Source organism: Cellulomonas sp. plas2, assembly GCF_057221735.1.
Genome location: NZ_CM170155.1, coordinates 3,328,245 through 3,344,551, shown reverse-complemented (window position 1 = coordinate 3,344,551; position 16,307 = coordinate 3,328,245). Strand labels below are relative to the sequence as shown.

Here is a 16,307-nt window from a genome sequence, read left to right as displayed (position 1 = left end):
CCGCCGCCACCGGCACCGCTGCGGCCCCGGCGCACGCCTGCGCGGCGTGACGCGCGACCGGCACCTCCCCCGCACGACCAGGCACCACCACGAGGACAGGCACCACCATGAGCACCACGACCACCGCGAGCACGTCGACCGCCACCGGCACATCGAGGCCGGCGGCCGGACCCGGCCCCCTGCTGGTCCGCACGCGCGAGCAGCTCGCCACGGCCCTGCGCGCGCAGGACGCCGGGCCCGCGGCGCCGTCGGGCCGACGGCGGGCGGTCGTCATGACGATGGGGGCGCTGCACGCGGGCCACCTGGCCCTCGTCCGCGAGGCCCGGCGGGTGGCCGACGCCGTCGTCGTCACGATCTTCGTCAACCCCCTGCAGTTCGGCGCCGGCGAGGACCTCGACCGGTACCCGCGCGACCTCGAGGGCGACCTGGCGCTGCTGTCGGGGGACGGCCTGCTCGGCCCCGGCGACGTCGTCCTCGCACCGACCCCCGACGTCGTCTACCCCGGCGGCGACCCGGCGGTCCGCGTGTCCGCCGGGCCGGTCGGTGAGGTCCTCGAGGGCGCCGCGCGGCCGGGTCACCTGGACGGCGTCCTCACCGTCGTCCTCAAGCTCATGCACCTCACGGCCCCGGACGTCGCCCTCTTCGGCCGCAAGGACGCCCAGCAGCTCGCCGCCGTGCGCGCGATGGTCCGCGACCTCGACGTCCCCGTCGAGGTGCTGGCCGTCGACACCCAGCGCGAGGACGACGGCCTGGCCCGCTCCAGCCGCAACGCCTACCTCGCGCCGGACGAGCGCGTCCGCGCGCGCGCCCTCCCGGCGGCGCTCGCGGCGGGCGCGGCCGCCGCCACGGCGGGAGCGGACGGCCCGGCCGTCGTCGCCGCCGCGCGGGCGGTCCTCGACCGCGCGCTCGACCCGGTGGCCGACGAGGTGGGCTACGTCGCGCTCGTCGACCCGACCTCGTTCGACCCCGTCGACGCGGCCGCCGCCGGTCCCGGCCTGCTCCTGGTCGCCGCGCGGGTCGGCGGCACCCGGCTCATCGACAACCAGGAGCTGGTGCTCGCGGGTGCCGTGGCGGGCGCGGCGACGGCGACGGCAGCGGGCGACGGGCCGGCGTGAGCGCACCCGCCGCGCCCCGGCTCGCCCGCCGGCTGGCCGCGCCCGAGCCCGGCTGGACCGTGCACGCCGACGCCGTCGTCGTCGGGTCGGGGATCGCCGGCCTGACCGCCGCGCTCGAGCTGCGCACCCGCGTCCCGCGCGTGCTGCTCGTGACGAAGGACGTGCTCGCCTCGGGGTCCACGGTGTGGGCGCAGGGCGGCATCGCGGCGGCGCTGGACCCCGCCGACTCCCCGGCGGCGCACCGCACGGACACCCTCGTGGCCGGCGTCGGCCTGTGCGACGAGGACGCCGTCGACGTGCTCGTCACCGAGGGCCCCGCCCGTGTCCGCGAGCTCGTCGCCCGCGGGGCCGTGTTCGACCGGGCCGCGGACGGGGACCTCGCGCTCACCCGCGAGGGCGGCCACCTGGCCGACCGCATCGCGCACGCGGGCGGCGACGCCACGGGGGCCGAGATCAGCCGCGCCCTCGTCGCCCAGCTCGAGGCGGTGCGGGACGACCCGGGCATCGAGGTGGTCGAGCACGCGCTCGTCCTCGACGTCCTCACCGGCCCCCCGGGTCCGGACGGCGCGCCCGGCCGCGCCTGCGGCGTCACGCTGCACGTCATCGGTGAGGGCAGCCGGGACGGCGTCGGTGCCGCCCTCGGCCGCGCCGTCGTGCTCGCCACGGGCGGGATCGGCCAGGTCTACCGGTCCTCGACGAACCCGGCGGGCGCCACGGGGGACGGCACCGCGGCGGCCCTGCGCGCCGGCGCGCGCCTGGCGGACGTGGAGTTCGTCCAGTTCCACCCCACGGTGCTGTGGCTGGGCGCGGGCGTGAAGGGTCAGCTCACGCTCGTCTCCGAGGCCGTGCGCGGCGAGGGCGCCCTCCTGCTCGACACCGACGGCACGCGGTTCATGCCCGACGTGCACCCGCTGGCCGAGCTGGCGCCCCGCGACGTCGTCGCGCGCGCCATCGTGGCCCGCACGGCGGCCACGGGCGCCGACCACGTCTGGCTCGACGCGCGGCACCTCGGCGCGGACCGCCTGCGCGCCCGCTTCCCGACGATCTGCGCCCGCCTGGCCGAGCACGGCATCGACCCCGCCACCGACCTCGTGCCGGTCGCGCCGGCGCAGCACTACCACTCGGGCGGCGTCCGCACCGACACGGTCGGGCTCTCGTCGGTCCCGGGCCTGTACGCGATCGGCGAGGTCGCGTGCACCGGCGTGCACGGCGCGAACCGTCTGGCGTCCAACTCGCTGCTCGAGGGCCTCGTGTTCGCCGCCCGGGCCGCCCGGCACGTGGCCGAGCGCGCGCCCGACCGTCGCGCGCTGGAGCTCGAGCCCCGGCCGCGACCGGGACCCGACGCGCTCGTCGCCGCCGCCGCCCGGGCCCGGGTGCAGCGGGTCGCCACGGACGGCGTCGGCGTCCTGCGCACGGGCGACGGGCTGCGCCGCGCCGCCGCCGCGCTCGCGGCCGTGCCGATGGACGCGCACGTCCGGCGCGACGAGGGCCGCGCCCTGGCGGCCCCGCAGACCGCGGAGTGGGAGACGACGAACGTCCACCAGGTCGCCACGGTCCTGGCGGCGGCGGCGCTCGAGCGCGAGGAGACGCGCGGCGGGCACGTGCGCGGGGACCACCCCGACCGGGACGACGCGCGGTGGCGCGTGCACATCGAGCTCGGCCTGGACGGCGACGGCGTGCTGACCTCGCGCCGCACCGACGTGGTCGGGGACGGCCGCGGGCTAGGTTGACGCCGTGACCACGCCCCCGACCGCACCGCGCGTCCTGTCTCCCCTCCTGCCGGGCGACCCCGGGCCCGACCCGGCGGCGCTGGACCGGCTCGTGGCCGCGGCGCTCGACGAGGACCTCGGGCCGGCCCCCGGCCGCGACGTCACGACCCAGGCCACCGTGCCCGCCGACGCCCGCGGCACCGCCGGCCTCGTGGCGCGCGCCCCGGGCGTCGTGGCCGGGCTCGTCGCGGTGCCGGTGGTGCTGGCGGCGGTCGCCGAGCGGCTGGGCCTGCCGGGGCCGGAGGTCCGGTGGCGCCTCGGGGACGGTGCCACGATCGCCCCCGGCGACGTCGTCGCCGAGCTCGTGGGACCGGTGCAGGTGCTCCTCGTCGCCGAGCGGACGCTGCTCAACGTCGTGTGCCGGGCCTCCGGCGTCGCCACGCACACGCGCCGCTGGGCGGACGCGCTGGCCGGCGCGGGCGCCCGCGTCCTCGACACCCGCAAGACGACCCCGGGCCTGCGCGCGCTGGAGAAGTACGCCGTGCGCTGCGGCGGCGGGACGAACAAGCGCATGGGCCTGCACGACGTCGCCATGGTGAAGGACAACCACGTGGTGGCGGCGGGCGGGGTGGCGGCGGCCGTCGCGGCCGTGCGGGCGCGCTTCCCCGACGTCGAGGTCCAGGTCGAGGCGGACACCACCGCGCAGGCGCTCGAGGCGCTCGGGGCGGGGGCGACCTTCCTGCTGCTGGACAACATGCCCACGCCGGTCCTGGCCGCCACCGTGCGCGCCGTGCGGGACTGGGAGGCGGCCCACGGCGGTGGTGCGGGCGGCCGGCGCGTGGAGCTCGAGGCCACCGGCGCGCTCACGCTCGACCGGGCGGCCGAGGTCGCCGCGACGGGGGTGGACCTGCTCTCCGTGGGCGCGCTCACGCACTCCTCGCCGGTGCTGGACCTCGCGCTCGACCTGCGCCCCGCCTGACGGGCCGGACGCAGGGCCGGACGGGAGGGCCGGACGGGAGGGCCGGACGGGAGGGCCGGACGGGAGGGTCGGACGCGAGGGCCGGACGGAGGGCGCGGGTCGGCCAACTACGATCGGGGCGTGACCGACGGCCCCGCCCCCACCCCCGCCCCCGCCGCCGACGACCTGCCCGAGCAGCTGCGGGTCCGGCGCGAGAAGCGGGCCCGGATGCTCGCCGAGGGCGTCGCGCCCTACCCCGTCGGCGTCCCGCGGACCCACACGATCGCGCAGGTGCGGGCCGCGCACGCCGATCTCGAGGCCGGGCAGGAGACGGACGAGGTCGTCGGCGTCGCCGGGCGCGTGGTGTTCCTCCGCAACACGGGCAAGCTCTGCTTCGCCACGCTGCAGGACGGGGAGGGCGGTCGCCTGCAGGCCATGCTCAGCCTCGCGGAGGTCGGCGAGGAGCGGCTGACCGCCTTCAAGTCCGACGTCGACCTCGGCGACCACCTGTTCGTGCACGGGCGCGTCATCAGCTCCCGCCGGGGGGAGCTGTCGGTCATGGCCGACGCCTGGACGCTGGCCGCCAAGGCCATCCGTCCGCTGCCGAACCTCTACGAGGGCACCGAGCTCAGCGAGGAGGCGCGCGTCCGCCAGCGCTACGTCGACCTCATCGTGCGGCAGCCCGCACGCGACACCGTCCGGCTGCGGGCCGGCGTCGTGCGTTCCCTGCGCGAGAACTTCCACCGGCGCTCCTTCCTCGAGGTCGAGACGCCCATGCTGCAGACGCAGCCGGGCGGTGCCACGGCGCGCCCGTTCGTCACGCACATGAACGCGTTCGACATCGACCTGTACCTGCGGATCGCGCCGGAGCTGTTCCTCAAGCGCGCGGTCGTCGGCGGCATCGAGAAGGTCTTCGAGATCAACCGGAACTTCCGCAACGAGGGCGCGGACTCCACGCACTCCCCGGAGTTCGCGATGCTCGAGGCGTACGAGGCCTACGGTGACTACGACACCATGGCGGCGCTCACCCAGGACCTCGTCCAGACGGCGGCGCAGGACGTGCTCGGCACCACCGTGGTGACGCTCCCCGACGGCGAGGAGTACGACCTCGGCGGGACCTGGCCGCAGCTGTCGATGTACGACTCGCTGTCGTCGGCGCTCGGGGAGGAGGTCACGCCGGGCACGTCCGTCGAGGCGCTCACGCGCACCGCCGGGCGGCTCGAGGTCGAGGTCGACCCGCGGCGCCTCTCGCACGGCAAGCTCGTCGAGCGGCTGTGGGAGCACACGGTCGGGGACGCGCTGCACGCGCCGACGTTCGTCCGCGACTTCCCCGTCGAGACGAGCCCGCTCACCCGCGACCACCGCAGCATCCCCGGCGTCGTGGAGAAGTGGGACCTGTACGTGCGCGGCTTCGAGCTGGCCACGGCGTACTCCGAGCTCGTCGACCCCGTGGTGCAGCGGCAGCGGTTCGAGGCGCAGGCCCTGCTCGCGGCGGCGGGCGACGACGAGGCGATGCGCCTCGACGAGGACTTCCTCACCGCCGTGGAGTACGCGCTCCCGCCGGCCGGTGGCATGGGCATGGGCATCGACCGGCTGCTCATGGCGCTGACGGGGTTGGGGATCCGCGAGACGATCCTCTTCCCGCTGGTCAAGCCCTCCTGACCGGCGGGGGGACGGGCGGACGGGCGGGCGGACGGGCGGGCGGACGGGCGCGGTGGGCAGGGCGACGAGGGTGGGTGGTCACGGTGGGTGAGCTGGGTGCGGTCCTGGCGGCGGTGCTGCCGTCGATCGGGGTGGGGCTCGTCTTCTGGTTCGTCGTGCGCGCCCTCGTCCAGGCGGACCGGCGCGAGCGGCTCGCGCTCGCCCGCCTGGACGCCGAGGACCGCGCGCGCCGCGAGGCCGAGCGGCGCACCGTGCTCGACGAGGGACGCCCGCAGGACGAGCCCCGCACCGGCGACGACGACGTCGCGGAAGGCCCGCGCGCGCAGGAATAGCGCGGTCCATGCGGACTCATGGACATTCCTGTGCACGGGCCGCGTCAACGCCGGACAACGCACCGCACAACGTATCCGGCGCCGCGCGGTGCTTGCGACGCGGTGTCCCGAAAACGGTCACAGATGTCCGCAATGGTTCTGTGAGAGAGGTCACCATCGACTGGTCGGAAGAGCTGGCGTGGAAATGTCACGGCGTTTCGTTTGACGCCCGACTCTTGCTGCGGACATGATGTCGACGCACCCCCCCCGTGCAATTCGACGAATGACGGAGAAAGCCATGGCACAGAAGGTCCAGGTCCTGCTCGTGGACGACATCGACGGCGGCACCGCCGACGAGACGGTGACGTTCGCGCTCGACGGCGTGAGCTACGAGATCGACCTCACCACCGACAACGCCGCCAAGCTCCGTGACGAGCTCTCGAGCTGGGTCGGCCACGCGCGCCGCGTCGGCAGCGGCCGCAGCCAGGGCCGGTCCTCCGGCTCGGCGGGCTCCGCCGCGAACCGGCCGAAGCGCTCCTCGTCCAACGAGGCGCAGGCCATCCGCGAGTGGGCCAAGGAGAACGGCATGGAGGTCTCCGAGCGGGGCCGCATCTCGGCCGAGGTGAAGGCCGCGTACGAGGCCGCGCACTGAGCACGTCCGCCGTGCCCCTCGACGCCGTGCCCCTCGACGGCGTGCCCCTCGACGGCGTGCCCTCCGACGGCGTGCCCTCCGACGGCGTGCCAGCCGGTGGCGTGCCCCTCTGGCTCGGGTCGTATCCCGCGGCCGGGGCGGGCACGCCGGTCGGCCGGGGCGAGGGGATCTGGCGGGCGGTGCTCGACCCTGCGGACGGGTCGCTGACCGCGCTCGGCGCCGACGGCGTCCCCGGGGCCGAGGGGCCCGTGGTGGCAACCCCGGCCCCGTCGTTCCTGGCCCTGCACCCGGGGGTCGACGTGCTCTACGCCGTGGGGGAGGCGGCGGAGGGCACGGTGACGGCGTTCGCGGTCGAGGGGCACGCCCTGCGCCCCCTGTCCACCGTGGCCGCCGGCGGCGCGGACCCCTGCCACCTGCTCGTCGTCGAGCACGAGGGTGCGCACGCGCTCCTGGTGGCGACCTACACCGGCGGGACGCTGGCCGTCCTGCCCCTGGCCGACGACGGCCGGTTCGCACCCGCGGTCCTCGCGGCGGGCGGCCCCACCCAGGTGCACGGCACCACCGGGTCCGGCCCGCGCGCCGACCGGCAGGAGGCGCCCCACGCCCACTTCGTCGCCCGCGCGCCGGGCGGTGCCGTGCTGGCCGTCGACCTCGGGACGGACACGCTGCGCCGCTTCCGCGTGCGTCGCGGCGCGGAGGGGCTCGTCGTCGACCCCGACGGCACCGCCGCCGTCCTGCCTCCCGGCACCGGTCCGCGGCACCTCGCCGTCACCCCCGACGGCGCGTGCCTGCTCGTCGTCGGCGAGCTCGACGGCCGCCTGCACGTCCTCGCCTGGGACGCGGCGACGTCGACGGGAAGGCTCCTGGGCGACGTGCCGCTCGTCGGCGACGCCGTGCCGACAGGTGTGCCGGGTGGTGCGCCGGGAGGCGCCGCGCCCGACCCGCTGCCCTCGCACGTGACCCTCGTCGACGGCACGCTGACGGTCGGGGTGCGCGGCGCCGGACCGGCCCTCGGCCGCGGCCCTGACGACGTCCTCGTCCACCGCCGGGTCGACGCCGCCGGCGACGCCGCGGCGGCCGCGCTCCTGGCGGCGCCCGCGTGGACGACGGCGCTGCCCGGCGCCTGGCCGCGGCACCACGCGGTCCTCGCGGGCTGGACCGTGGTCGCGCTGCAGCACGCGGACGCCGTCGTGGCCGTGCGGCCGGGCGGAGCGGGTGGCGCCGACGCACCGGGCACCGACGCATCCGCCGCCGACACGCCGGCGGTCGTCGGCGGGCGGCTCGCGGTCCCCGCACCCGCCTGCGTGGTCGTCGGCCGCTGAGGGCACCGCGAGACGGGCGGGCGCGGACGTCGCGGTCGGGGGAGGATCGGCAGCGGCAGGATGCTGCCTCGCCGGGGGCCCGCGGGCCCCGCCCACCCCGCCCGGAGGACACCGCGTGAAGGGACCGCACGCACCGCGCGTCGCGATGCTGTCCGTGCACACCTCGCCGCTCGAGCAGCCCGGCACCGGGGACGCGGGCGGCATGAACGTGTACGTCCTGGAGCTCGCGCGGGCGCTCGCCGTCCGCGGCGCCCGCGTCGAGATCTTCACGCGCGCCACGTCCTCCGAGCAGCCCGACACGGTGGTCCTCGACGGCCGCGACGCGGAGGGCCGGCCCCTGCGCGGCGAGCCGGCCCGGGCGCTCCTGCTGGCCGACGAGGTGCCGGCCGGGACCGTGCCGCCGGTGCTCGTGCACCACGTCCCGGCCGGTCCCTTCGAGGCCCTCGACAAGAACGACCTGCCCGCCGTGCTGTGCAGCATGGCCGCGGGCGTCCTGCGCTCCGAGGCGGCGCGCCTGCCCGGCTGGTACGACGTCGTGCACTCGCACTACTGGCTGTCGGGGCAGGTCGGCCTGCTGGCCGCGCACCGCTGGGACGTCCCGCTCGTGCACACCTCGCACACCCTCGCGCTGGTGAAGAACGCCGCGCTCGCGCCCGGGGACCGGCCCGAGCCGCCCGCGCGCGTCGTCGGCGAGGAGGACGTCGTGCGGGCGGCGGACGCCCTCGTCGCCAGCACGGGCGACGAGGCGCGCGAGCTCGTCGAGCTGTACGGCGCCGACCCGCACCGCGTGCACGTGGTCGAGCCGGGGGTCGACCTCGACCGGTTCACGCCGGGGGACCGGCGGGCGGCGCGGGAGGCCGTGGGCCTGCCCGTGGACCGGCCCGTCGTGCTCTTCGCGGGGCGCGTGCAGGCGCTCAAGGCCCCGGACGTGCTGGTCCGCGCGCTCGGCGTGCTGGCCGACGGGCCGGGGCCGCGGCCGCTGCTCGTCGTCCTCGGCGGACCCAGCGGCAGCTCCACCGCCGTGCGGGAGCTGACCGCGCTGGCGGCGACCCTCGGCGTGGGCGACGACGTCCTCGTGCGGCCGCCGGCGGACCGGGAGCGCCTGCCGCTGTGGTTCCGCGCGGCCGACGTCGTCGCGATGCCCTCGCGCAGCGAGTCCTTCGGCCTCGTCGCCGCCGAGGCGCAGGCGTGCGGCGTCCCCGTCGTCGCCGCGGCCGTCGGCGGGCTGCGCAGCATCGTCGAGGACGGGGTGTCCGGCCGCCTCGTGCGCGGGCACGACCCGCACCGCTGGGCGGAGGCGCTGCAGGAGGTGCTCGACGACGACGCGCTGCGGGCGCGGCTCGCCGCGGGGGCGCGGCCGGCCGCCGAGCGGTTCGGCTGGGACGCCGCCGCCGACCAGGTGCTCAAGGTGTACGCCGTCGCCCGTGAGGGGGCCGGGCGGCGCTGAGCCGTCCTCGGCGCCGCCCCGGCGCGCTACCCGGTCCGCCGTCCGTCCCCGGGGACGGACGTCCCTGCGTCCCCCGGGCGCCTGCGGCAGGATGACGCCCATGACCTACACCCTCGTGCTGCTCCGCCACGGCGAGAGCGAGTGGAACGCCAAGAACCTCTTCACCGGCTGGGTGGACGTGGCCCTGTCGGAGAAGGGCGTCGCGGAGGCGAAGCGCGGCGGCGCGCTGCTCACGGACGCGGGCGTGCTGCCCGACGTGGTGCACACCTCGCTCCTGCGCCGCGCGATCACGACGGCGAACCTCGCGCTCGACGCCGCCGACCGCCACTGGATCCCGGTGAAGCGGACGTGGCGCCTCAACGAGCGTCACTACGGCGCCCTGCAGGGCAAGGACAAGAAGCAGACGCTCGACACGTACGGCGAGGAGCAGTTCATGCTCTGGCGCCGGTCCTACGACGTCCCGCCGCCCGAGATCGAGCTCGGCTCCGAGTTCTCCCAGGACGCCGACCCGCGCTACGCCGGCGAGCCCATCCCGCGCACGGAGGCCCTCGCGAACGTCCTCGTCCGGATGCTGCCGTACTGGGAGGAGGAGATCGTCCCCGACCTGCGGGCGGACAAGGTCGTCCTCGTCGCCGCGCACGGCAACTCCATCCGCGCGCTCATCAAGCACCTCGACGGCATCGACGACGCCACCATCGCGGGCCTCAACGTCCCCACCGGCATCCCGCTCCTCTACACGCTCGACGACGACCTGAAGCCCGTCACCGCGGGCGGTCAGTACCTCGACCCCGAGGCCGCGGCCGCCGCCATCGCCGCGGTCGCCAACCAGGGCCGCTGACGCACCCCGGACGAATGCAGGAGCCCGGCACCTCGAGCGAGGTGCCGGGCTCCTGTGCTCCTGCCCGTCGGGGCGCGAACGTCGGTGCGGTCGTCAGTGCGCGACGACCGACTCCGCGGCCTCGCCGGTGACGAGGTAGGCGATGCGCCGGGCCACCGAGACCCCGTGGTCGCCGAAGCGCTCGTAGTAGCGGCCGAGCAGCGTGACGTCGATGGTCTCCTGCGCGGTGCCCGCCCACGACCCGCCGAGCAGGGCCGTGAAGGTGTCCTCGTGCAGGGAGTCGAGCAGGTCGTCGTCGGCCTCGATGGCCGCGGCGAGCGCGAGGTCGCGCGTGACGAGCAGCTCCGAGATCCGGTGCGCCAGGCGGACGGCCGCCGCGTCCATCTCCGCGAAGGTCTCCGTGAGGTGCTGGGGCACGGCGTGGCGGGGGTACCGGCCGCGCGCGACCTGCGCGATGTGCCGCGCGAGGTCGCCCATGCGCTCCAGGGACGCGCTGATGCGCAGCGCGGTGACGACGACGCGCAGGTCCGTGGCGACGGGCTGCTGCTGCGCGAGCAGGCGCACGCACCGCTCGTCGAGCTCGTTCTCGAGGGCGTCGATGGCCATGTCGTCCGCGATCACCGCCTCGGCGACCGCCAGGTCGGTGCTGGTCAGCGACACGCCGGCCTGCGTGATCGCGCGCTGGACGAGGGTGCTCATGTTCTCGAGCCCCTCGCCGAGCGCCTTGAGCTCGGCCTCGAAGATCTGCCGCATGCGGGTCCTTTCCTGGCGTGCGCGCGGTGCGCGGGCACGGCGACGTGCAGGGTCTGGGGACAAGCCTGGCACGTCGAGGTGAACACCGCGTCCCCGTCGGGTGAACACCAGGGTCACGCCCCGCACGGCTCGGCGCGGGGCCCTGCGCGCAGGGTCGGCCGGCGTCCGGGGCGCCGCCGGGCCGCCCCTACAGTGAGCGCTGTGGAGGGGCTGACCGGGGTCGTCACGCTGGGCGCAGGGCTGCTCGGCGTGCTCGTCGGCGTCGTGTCCGTGCTGGCGTTCCGGCTCAGCGAGCGCGCCCAGCGCCGGGTCCCGGCCCTGCCGGCGCCGCCGGTGGACGAGGGGATCGTGCGCGTCCTGGCCGTCCTGCGCTCGGCCGCCGTCGTGCTGGACGAGTCGGACCGCGTCGTGCGGGCGAGCGCCCCGGCGCTGGCCCTCGGGCTCGTCCGCGAGGGCCGGCTGGCCCCGGTCGCGGTCCGCGAGCTCGTCGCGCGCGTGCGGCGCGACGGCGTCATCGCCGACGAGGAGCTCGAGGTGCCGCGAGGTCCCCACGGGCCGGGGCTGCTGCTCCTGCAGGTCCGGGTCGCGCAGGTGACGCACCGCCACGTGCTCGTCCTCGCCGAGGACCTCACGGGCGCCCGCCGGCTCGAGGCCGTGCGCCGGGACTTCGTCGTCAACGTCTCGCACGAGCTGAAGACGCCCGTGGGCGCGCTGTCCCTCCTGGCCGAGGCGACGGTCGAGGCGGCGGAGGACCCGGAGGCGGTGCGCCGGTTCGGGACCCGCATGCGCTCGGAGGCGGCGCGGCTGGGCCAGCTCGTGCAGGAGATCATCGAGCTGTCGCGGCTGCAGAGCACGGCGGTGCCCGGGGACGCGCAGCGGGTGCGGGTCGCGGACGTCCTCGGGGAGGCGGCGGACCGCGCGCGGACCGTGGCGGCGGCCAAGGAGATCGAGATCGTCGTGGGCGAGGACGCGGGGTGCGAGGTCGTCGGCGACCACAACCTCCTCGTGACCGCCGTGCGGAACCTGCTCGACAACGCCGTGGCCTACTCCAACCCGGGCACCCGCGTGGGCGTCGGGGTGCGGCGGCTCGACGACGTCGTGGAGATCGCGGTGGTCGACCAGGGCATCGGGATCGGCGCCGACGACCTCGAGCGCGTCTTCGAGCGGTTCTACCGCGTGGACCCGGCCCGCTCCCGCGACACCGGCGGGACGGGCCTCGGCCTGTCCATCGTCAAGCACGTCGCCCTGGACCACGGGGGCGACGTGGCTGTCTGGTCGCGCCCGGGCCGCGGCTCCACCTTCACCCTGCGGCTGCCGCTCGCCCCGGAGCGGGCGGCGGCGCCGGCGGCCACCGGCCCCGGCCGAGACCCCGACCCCGAGACCACCCGGAGCGTGCCGTGACCCTGATCCTCGTCGTCGAGGACGAGCCCTCGTACTCCGAGCCGCTCGCCTTCCTGCTGCGGCGCGAGGGCTACGACGTGCGGGTCGCCGAGACGGGGCCCGACGGGCTCGCCGCGTTCGAGGCGGCCACCGAGCCGCCCGTCGACCTCGTGCTGCTCGACCTCATGCTGCCCGGCATGCCGGGCACGGAGGTCTGCCGGCGCATCCGGCTCACCTCCGACGTGCCGGTCGTCATGCTGACGGCCAAGGACGACGAGATCGACAAGGTCGTCGGCCTGGAGCTCGGGGCCGACGACTACGTGACGAAGCCGTACTCGGGCCGCGAGCTCGTCGCCCGCGTGCGGGCCGTGCTGCGGCGGCCGCGCGCCGGCGGGGCCGGTGCCGCCGCCGGGGGCGAGGACGGCGACGTGCTGGAGGTGGGGCCCGTGCTCCTCGACGTCGAGCGGCACACGGTGCACGTGCGCGGCAGCGCCGTCGCGTTCCCGCTCAAGGAGTTCGAGCTGCTCGAGCTGCTCATGCGCAACGCGGGCCGGGTGCTCACGCGCGGCCAGCTCATCGACCGGGTGTGGGGCGCGAACTACGTGGGGGACACCAAGACCCTCGACGTCCACGTCAAGCGGGTGCGGGCCAAGATCGAGGACGACCCCGCCGACCCCCGGCTGCTCGTCACCGTCCGCGGCCTGGGCTACAAGCTCGACGACCCCGCCACGGCCTGACCGGTCGCCGGGCCGGCGAGGACGGGCGTGACCCCGGCCACACCTATGCCGCGCCGCGGGCGCGCCGTCAAGGGGGCAGGGCGTCACCCGGACGAGTCGTCGCCCGTCGTTCACCCGCGGTTCACCCGAGCCCGACCACCCGGTCACCTGCCCTGCCTACCGTCGGGTCACGGCGCGCAGGACGTGCGCGGACGTGCGACGAACGGACGGAATGACGTGAAGCTGAACCGAACCAGCCGTGGGGCTCGTGCCGGTGTGGTGGTGGGCGCCCTCGCCCTGACGCTGGCCGCCTGCGGGTCGGACAACGCCGTGCCCGGTGCCGCCGGTGGCGAGAGCTCCGCCCCCGCGGCGGGCGGCTCGGAGCTGTCGGGCGAGCTCGTCGGTGCGGGCGCGAGCTCGCAGGAGTCGGCGATGGAGGCGTGGCGCGCCGGCTTCCAGAGCGCGAACCCCGATGTGTCGGTCTCCTACGACCCGGCCGGCTCCGGCGCGGGTCGCACGCAGTTCCTCGAGGGCGGCACGGACTTCGCCGGCTCCGACGCGGCGCTGGACGAGGAGGAGCTGGCGACGGCCGAGGAGCGCTGCTTCGGCGCCGGCGTCACCGAGCTCCCGCTGTACATCAGCCCCATCGCGGTCATCTACAACCTGCCCGAGGTCACGGAGCAGCTCCAGATGAGCGCCGCGACGATCGCCGGCATCTTCTCCGGCGCGATCACGAACTGGAACGACCCGGCCATCGCCGCGGAGAACGAGGGCGTGACGCTGCCCGACCTGGCCATCACGCCGGTCAACCGCTCCGACGAGTCCGGCACGACGGAGAACTTCACGGAGTACCTCGCCGCGGCCGCCCCCGAGGTGTGGACGGAGGAGCCGTCGGGCGACTGGCCCTTCAGCGGGACGCAGTCCGCGCAGGGCACGTCCGGCGTGGTCCAGACGGTCGAGGGCGCCGAGGGCACCATCGGCTACGCCGACGCCTCGCGCGCCGGCTCGCTCGGCACCGTCGCGGTGAAGGTCGGCGAGGAGTACGTGCCGTTCTCGCCGGAGGCCGCCGCGGCGGTCGTCGACGCCTCCCCGGTCGCCGAGGGGCGCGCGGAGCACGACCTGGCGCTCGAGCTCGAGCGCGACACCACGGAGGCGGGCGCCTACCCGATGGTCCTCGTCTCCTACACGATCGCCTGCCTCGCGTACGAGGAGCAGGAGCAGGTCGACCTCGTCAAGGCGTGGCTGACCTACCTCGCGTCGGAGGACGGCCAGCAGGCCGCGGCGGGCGCCGCGGGCAACGCCCCGATCTCCGAGACCCTGCGCGAGCAGGTCACGGCGGCGATCGACGCCATCACCCTGGCGTCCTGACGCCACGCACGTCACGCTGGTGGCCGGTCCCGCTCGGGACCGGCCACCGGCGCGCCGCCCCCGGAACGACCACCGGACCCCCGGAGGACCGATGAGCACCACCCCGACGCGACGCCCCGAGGGCGCCGAGCCGTCGCTGACCCCGGCGGAGTCCATGACCCACGGCCGCGCGAGCCTGGCCAACCGCGCGTTCGCCCGCCTGAGCACCGCCTCGGGCGTCACCATCCTCGCGCTGCTCGCGGCGGTGACGGTGTTCCTCGTGCTCGAGGCGATGCCGGCCGTGACGACGAGCCCGGCCGAGCTGGCCGAGCGCATCTCCTGGTTCCCCGAGTCCGGCGGGATCCTCGGCTACGTCGGGCCGCTCGTGTTCGGCACCCTGCTGGCCGCGGTCCTCGCGCTGCTCATCGGCACGCCGCTGGCGATCGGCATCGCGCTGTTCATCTCGCACTACGCGCCGCGGCGGCTCGCGCAGGGCCTCGGCTACCTCGTGGACCTGCTCGCCGCGATCCCCTCCGTGGTCTACGGGCTGTGGGGTTCGCTGGTGCTGGCGCCGCGGATCGTGCCGGTGCAGGACTTCCTCGCCCAGTACCTGGGCTGGATCCCGCTGTTCGACGGTCCCGCGGCCCACCCCGCCCGCACGGTCTTCACCGTCGGCGTCGTGCTCGCGGTGATGATCCTGCCGATCATCACCGCGGTCTGCCGGGAGGTCTTCCTCCAGACGCCGCGCCTGCACGAGGAGGCCGCGCTGGCCCTCGGCGCGACCCGCCTGGAGGTGATCCGCACGGCGGTCCTGCCCTTCGCCCGCTCGGGGATCATCTCCGCCGCGATGCTCGGTCTCGGCCGCGCCCTGGGGGAGACGATGGCCGTCCTCATGATCCTGTCGCCGGGCTTCGCCTACAGCTTCGCGCTCCTGCAGGCCGGGCAGCACCAGACGATCGCGGCGAACATCGCCAACCAGTTCCCCGAGGCCAACACCTATGGCGTCAGCACGCTCATCGCCACGGGCCTCGTGCTGTTCGTGATCACCCTCGCCGTCAACATGCTCGCGCGCTGGATCGTCTCGCGCCGGGCCGAGTTCTCCGGAGCGAACTGATGGCCACCGTGCAGAGCGCCCCCACGCGACCCGCCGCCGACGACGAGCTGCGCCGCCAGCTCACCGGCGCCGGCCTGGAGCCGAGCCGCAAGCGGGCCGACCGCCTCATGACCGTGGTCGTGACGCTCGCCTTCGCCGTGGCCCTCGTGCCCCTGGTGTCGGTGTCGTGGACCGTCATCAGCCGCGGCCTCGAGCGGTTCGACCTCTACTTCCTCACGGTGTCGATGCGCGGCGTGTTCGGCGGGATGGACGCCGGCGGCATCTACCACGCCATCCTCGGCACGCTCCTCATCACCCTCTTCGCCGCGCTCATCAGCGTGCCGATCGGGCTGCTGTGCGCGATCTACCTCGTCGAGTACGGCCGCGGGCGGCTGGCGAAGTCCGTCACCTTCTTCGTCGACGTCATGACGGGCATCCCGTCGATCGTCGCGGGCCTGTTCGCCTACGCCCTGTTCGCGCTGTTCTTCGGGCCGGGCGTCCGCCTGGGCATCGCCGGGTCGGTGGCGCTCTCGGTCCTCATGATCCCGGTCGTCGTGCGGTCCTGCGAGGAGATGCTCCGGCTCGTGCCGAACGAGCTGCGGGAGGCCTCCTACGCGCTGGGCGTGCCGAAGTACCTGACGATCCTCAAGGTCGTGCTCCGCACCGCGATCGCGGGCATCGCGACGGGCGTCATGCTGGCCATCGCCCGCGTCATCGGCGAGACGGCCCCGCTGCTCATCGTGGCGGGCACGGTCGACAGCATCAACACCAACGTCTTCGACGGCCGCATGATGACCCTGCCCGTGTACATCTTCGGGCAGTACCGTCAGGGCAACGTGTCCTGCGTGGCGGGGGCGACCGACTGCATCCCGACGATCAACTTCGACCGCGCCTGGGCCGCCGCCCTGACGCTCATCCTCATCGTCATGGCGCTCAACCTGATCGCGCGCCTCATCGCCCGCTTCTTCGCCCCCAAGGCCGGTCGCTGACCGCCCCGGCGGAGC

The 16,307-nt window shown here is 75.8% G+C and carries 15 protein-coding genes; 14 read left to right on the top strand and 1 reads right to left on the bottom strand.

The window, feature by feature from the left end; translation table 11 throughout:
• Positions 1–107 precede the first annotated feature (107 nt).
• The 9 genes from panC to AC2TDM_RS14875 all read left to right on the top strand — a co-directional run bounded on the left by panC (position 108) and on the right by AC2TDM_RS14875 (position 10,014).
• Positions 108–1,115: a pantoate--beta-alanine ligase gene (panC, locus tag AC2TDM_RS14915; protein ID WP_090031080.1), complete on the top strand. Its 1,008-nt coding sequence runs from the start codon at positions 108–110 to the stop codon at positions 1,113–1,115.
• A complete protein-coding gene (locus tag AC2TDM_RS14910) occupies positions 1,112–2,845 on the top strand; it encodes an L-aspartate oxidase (protein ID WP_484635154.1) in 1,734 nt (577 codons plus the stop codon). Before panC ends, AC2TDM_RS14910 begins: the two co-directional genes overlap by 4 nt.
• A 4-nt stretch (positions 2,846–2,849) precedes the next feature.
• Entirely contained in the window at positions 2,850–3,803 is a 954-nt protein-coding gene (gene nadC / locus AC2TDM_RS14905; protein WP_484635153.1) for a carboxylating nicotinate-nucleotide diphosphorylase, read from the top strand.
• Positions 3,804–4,010: 207 nt separating this feature from the next.
• The gene (lysS, locus tag AC2TDM_RS14900) at positions 4,011–5,444 is read left to right on the top strand and encodes a lysine--tRNA ligase (RefSeq protein WP_484636476.1); all 1,434 of its coding nucleotides are present in this window, start codon (positions 4,011–4,013) and stop codon (positions 5,442–5,444) included.
• Positions 5,445–5,518: 74 nt separating this feature from the next.
• Positions 5,519–5,776 carry a hypothetical protein gene (locus tag AC2TDM_RS14895; protein ID WP_090031076.1) on the top strand — a complete coding sequence of 86 codons (258 nt, stop codon included), beginning with the start codon at positions 5,519–5,521 and terminating at the stop codon, positions 5,774–5,776.
• A 277-nt stretch (positions 5,777–6,053) separates the two neighbouring features.
• On the top strand, positions 6,054–6,407 hold the full coding sequence (locus tag AC2TDM_RS14890) for a histone-like nucleoid-structuring protein Lsr2 (RefSeq protein WP_090031075.1): 354 nt from the start codon (positions 6,054–6,056) through the stop codon (positions 6,405–6,407).
• Positions 6,408–6,418: 11 nt separating this feature from the next.
• The gene (locus AC2TDM_RS14885) at positions 6,419–7,729 is read left to right on the top strand and encodes a lactonase family protein (RefSeq protein ID WP_484635152.1); all 1,311 of its coding nucleotides are present in this window, start codon (positions 6,419–6,421) and stop codon (positions 7,727–7,729) included.
• Positions 7,730–7,874: 145 nt separating this feature from the next.
• Positions 7,875–9,176, top strand: a complete 1,302-nt coding sequence (locus AC2TDM_RS14880; RefSeq protein ID WP_484636475.1) for a glycosyltransferase — start codon at positions 7,875–7,877, stop codon at positions 9,174–9,176.
• Between the two features lie 100 nt (positions 9,177–9,276).
• Positions 9,277–10,014 carry a phosphoglyceromutase gene (locus AC2TDM_RS14875; RefSeq protein ID WP_090031073.1) on the top strand — a complete coding sequence of 246 codons (738 nt, stop codon included), beginning with the start codon at positions 9,277–9,279 and terminating at the stop codon, positions 10,012–10,014.
• A gap of 93 nt (positions 10,015–10,107) precedes the next feature.
• Here AC2TDM_RS14875 and phoU read toward each other — a convergent pair whose 3' ends face one another.
• The gene (gene phoU / locus AC2TDM_RS14870; RefSeq protein ID WP_090031072.1) at positions 10,108–10,767 is read right to left on the bottom strand and encodes a phosphate signaling complex protein PhoU; all 660 of its coding nucleotides are present in this window, start codon (positions 10,765–10,767) and stop codon (positions 10,108–10,110) included.
• Positions 10,768–10,968: 201 nt separating this feature from the next.
• Here phoU and AC2TDM_RS14865 point away from each other — a divergent pair, with 201 nt between their 5' ends.
• The 5 genes from AC2TDM_RS14865 (at position 10,969) to pstA (ending at position 16,292) form a co-directional block, all read left to right on the top strand.
• Positions 10,969–12,168, top strand: a complete 1,200-nt coding sequence (locus AC2TDM_RS14865) for a sensor histidine kinase (protein ID WP_484635151.1) — start codon at positions 10,969–10,971, stop codon at positions 12,166–12,168.
• Positions 12,165–12,884: a winged helix-turn-helix domain-containing protein gene (locus tag AC2TDM_RS14860; protein ID WP_484635150.1), complete on the top strand. Its 720-nt coding sequence runs from the start codon at positions 12,165–12,167 to the stop codon at positions 12,882–12,884. Before AC2TDM_RS14865 ends, AC2TDM_RS14860 begins: the two co-directional genes overlap by 4 nt.
• 258 nt (positions 12,885–13,142) lie before the next feature.
• Positions 13,143–14,231, top strand: coding sequence for a phosphate ABC transporter substrate-binding protein PstS (gene pstS, locus AC2TDM_RS14855; protein ID WP_484636474.1), 1,089 nt, complete (start codon positions 13,143–13,145; stop codon positions 14,229–14,231).
• A gap of 91 nt (positions 14,232–14,322) precedes the next feature.
• Positions 14,323–15,324: a phosphate ABC transporter permease subunit PstC gene (pstC, locus tag AC2TDM_RS14850; RefSeq protein WP_484635149.1), complete on the top strand. Its 1,002-nt coding sequence runs from the start codon at positions 14,323–14,325 to the stop codon at positions 15,322–15,324.
• On the top strand, positions 15,324–16,292 hold the full coding sequence (pstA, locus tag AC2TDM_RS14845) for a phosphate ABC transporter permease PstA (RefSeq protein WP_090031067.1): 969 nt from the start codon (positions 15,324–15,326) through the stop codon (positions 16,290–16,292). Before pstC ends, pstA begins: the two co-directional genes overlap by 1 nt.
• The last annotated feature ends 15 nt before the right edge of the window (positions 16,293–16,307 follow it).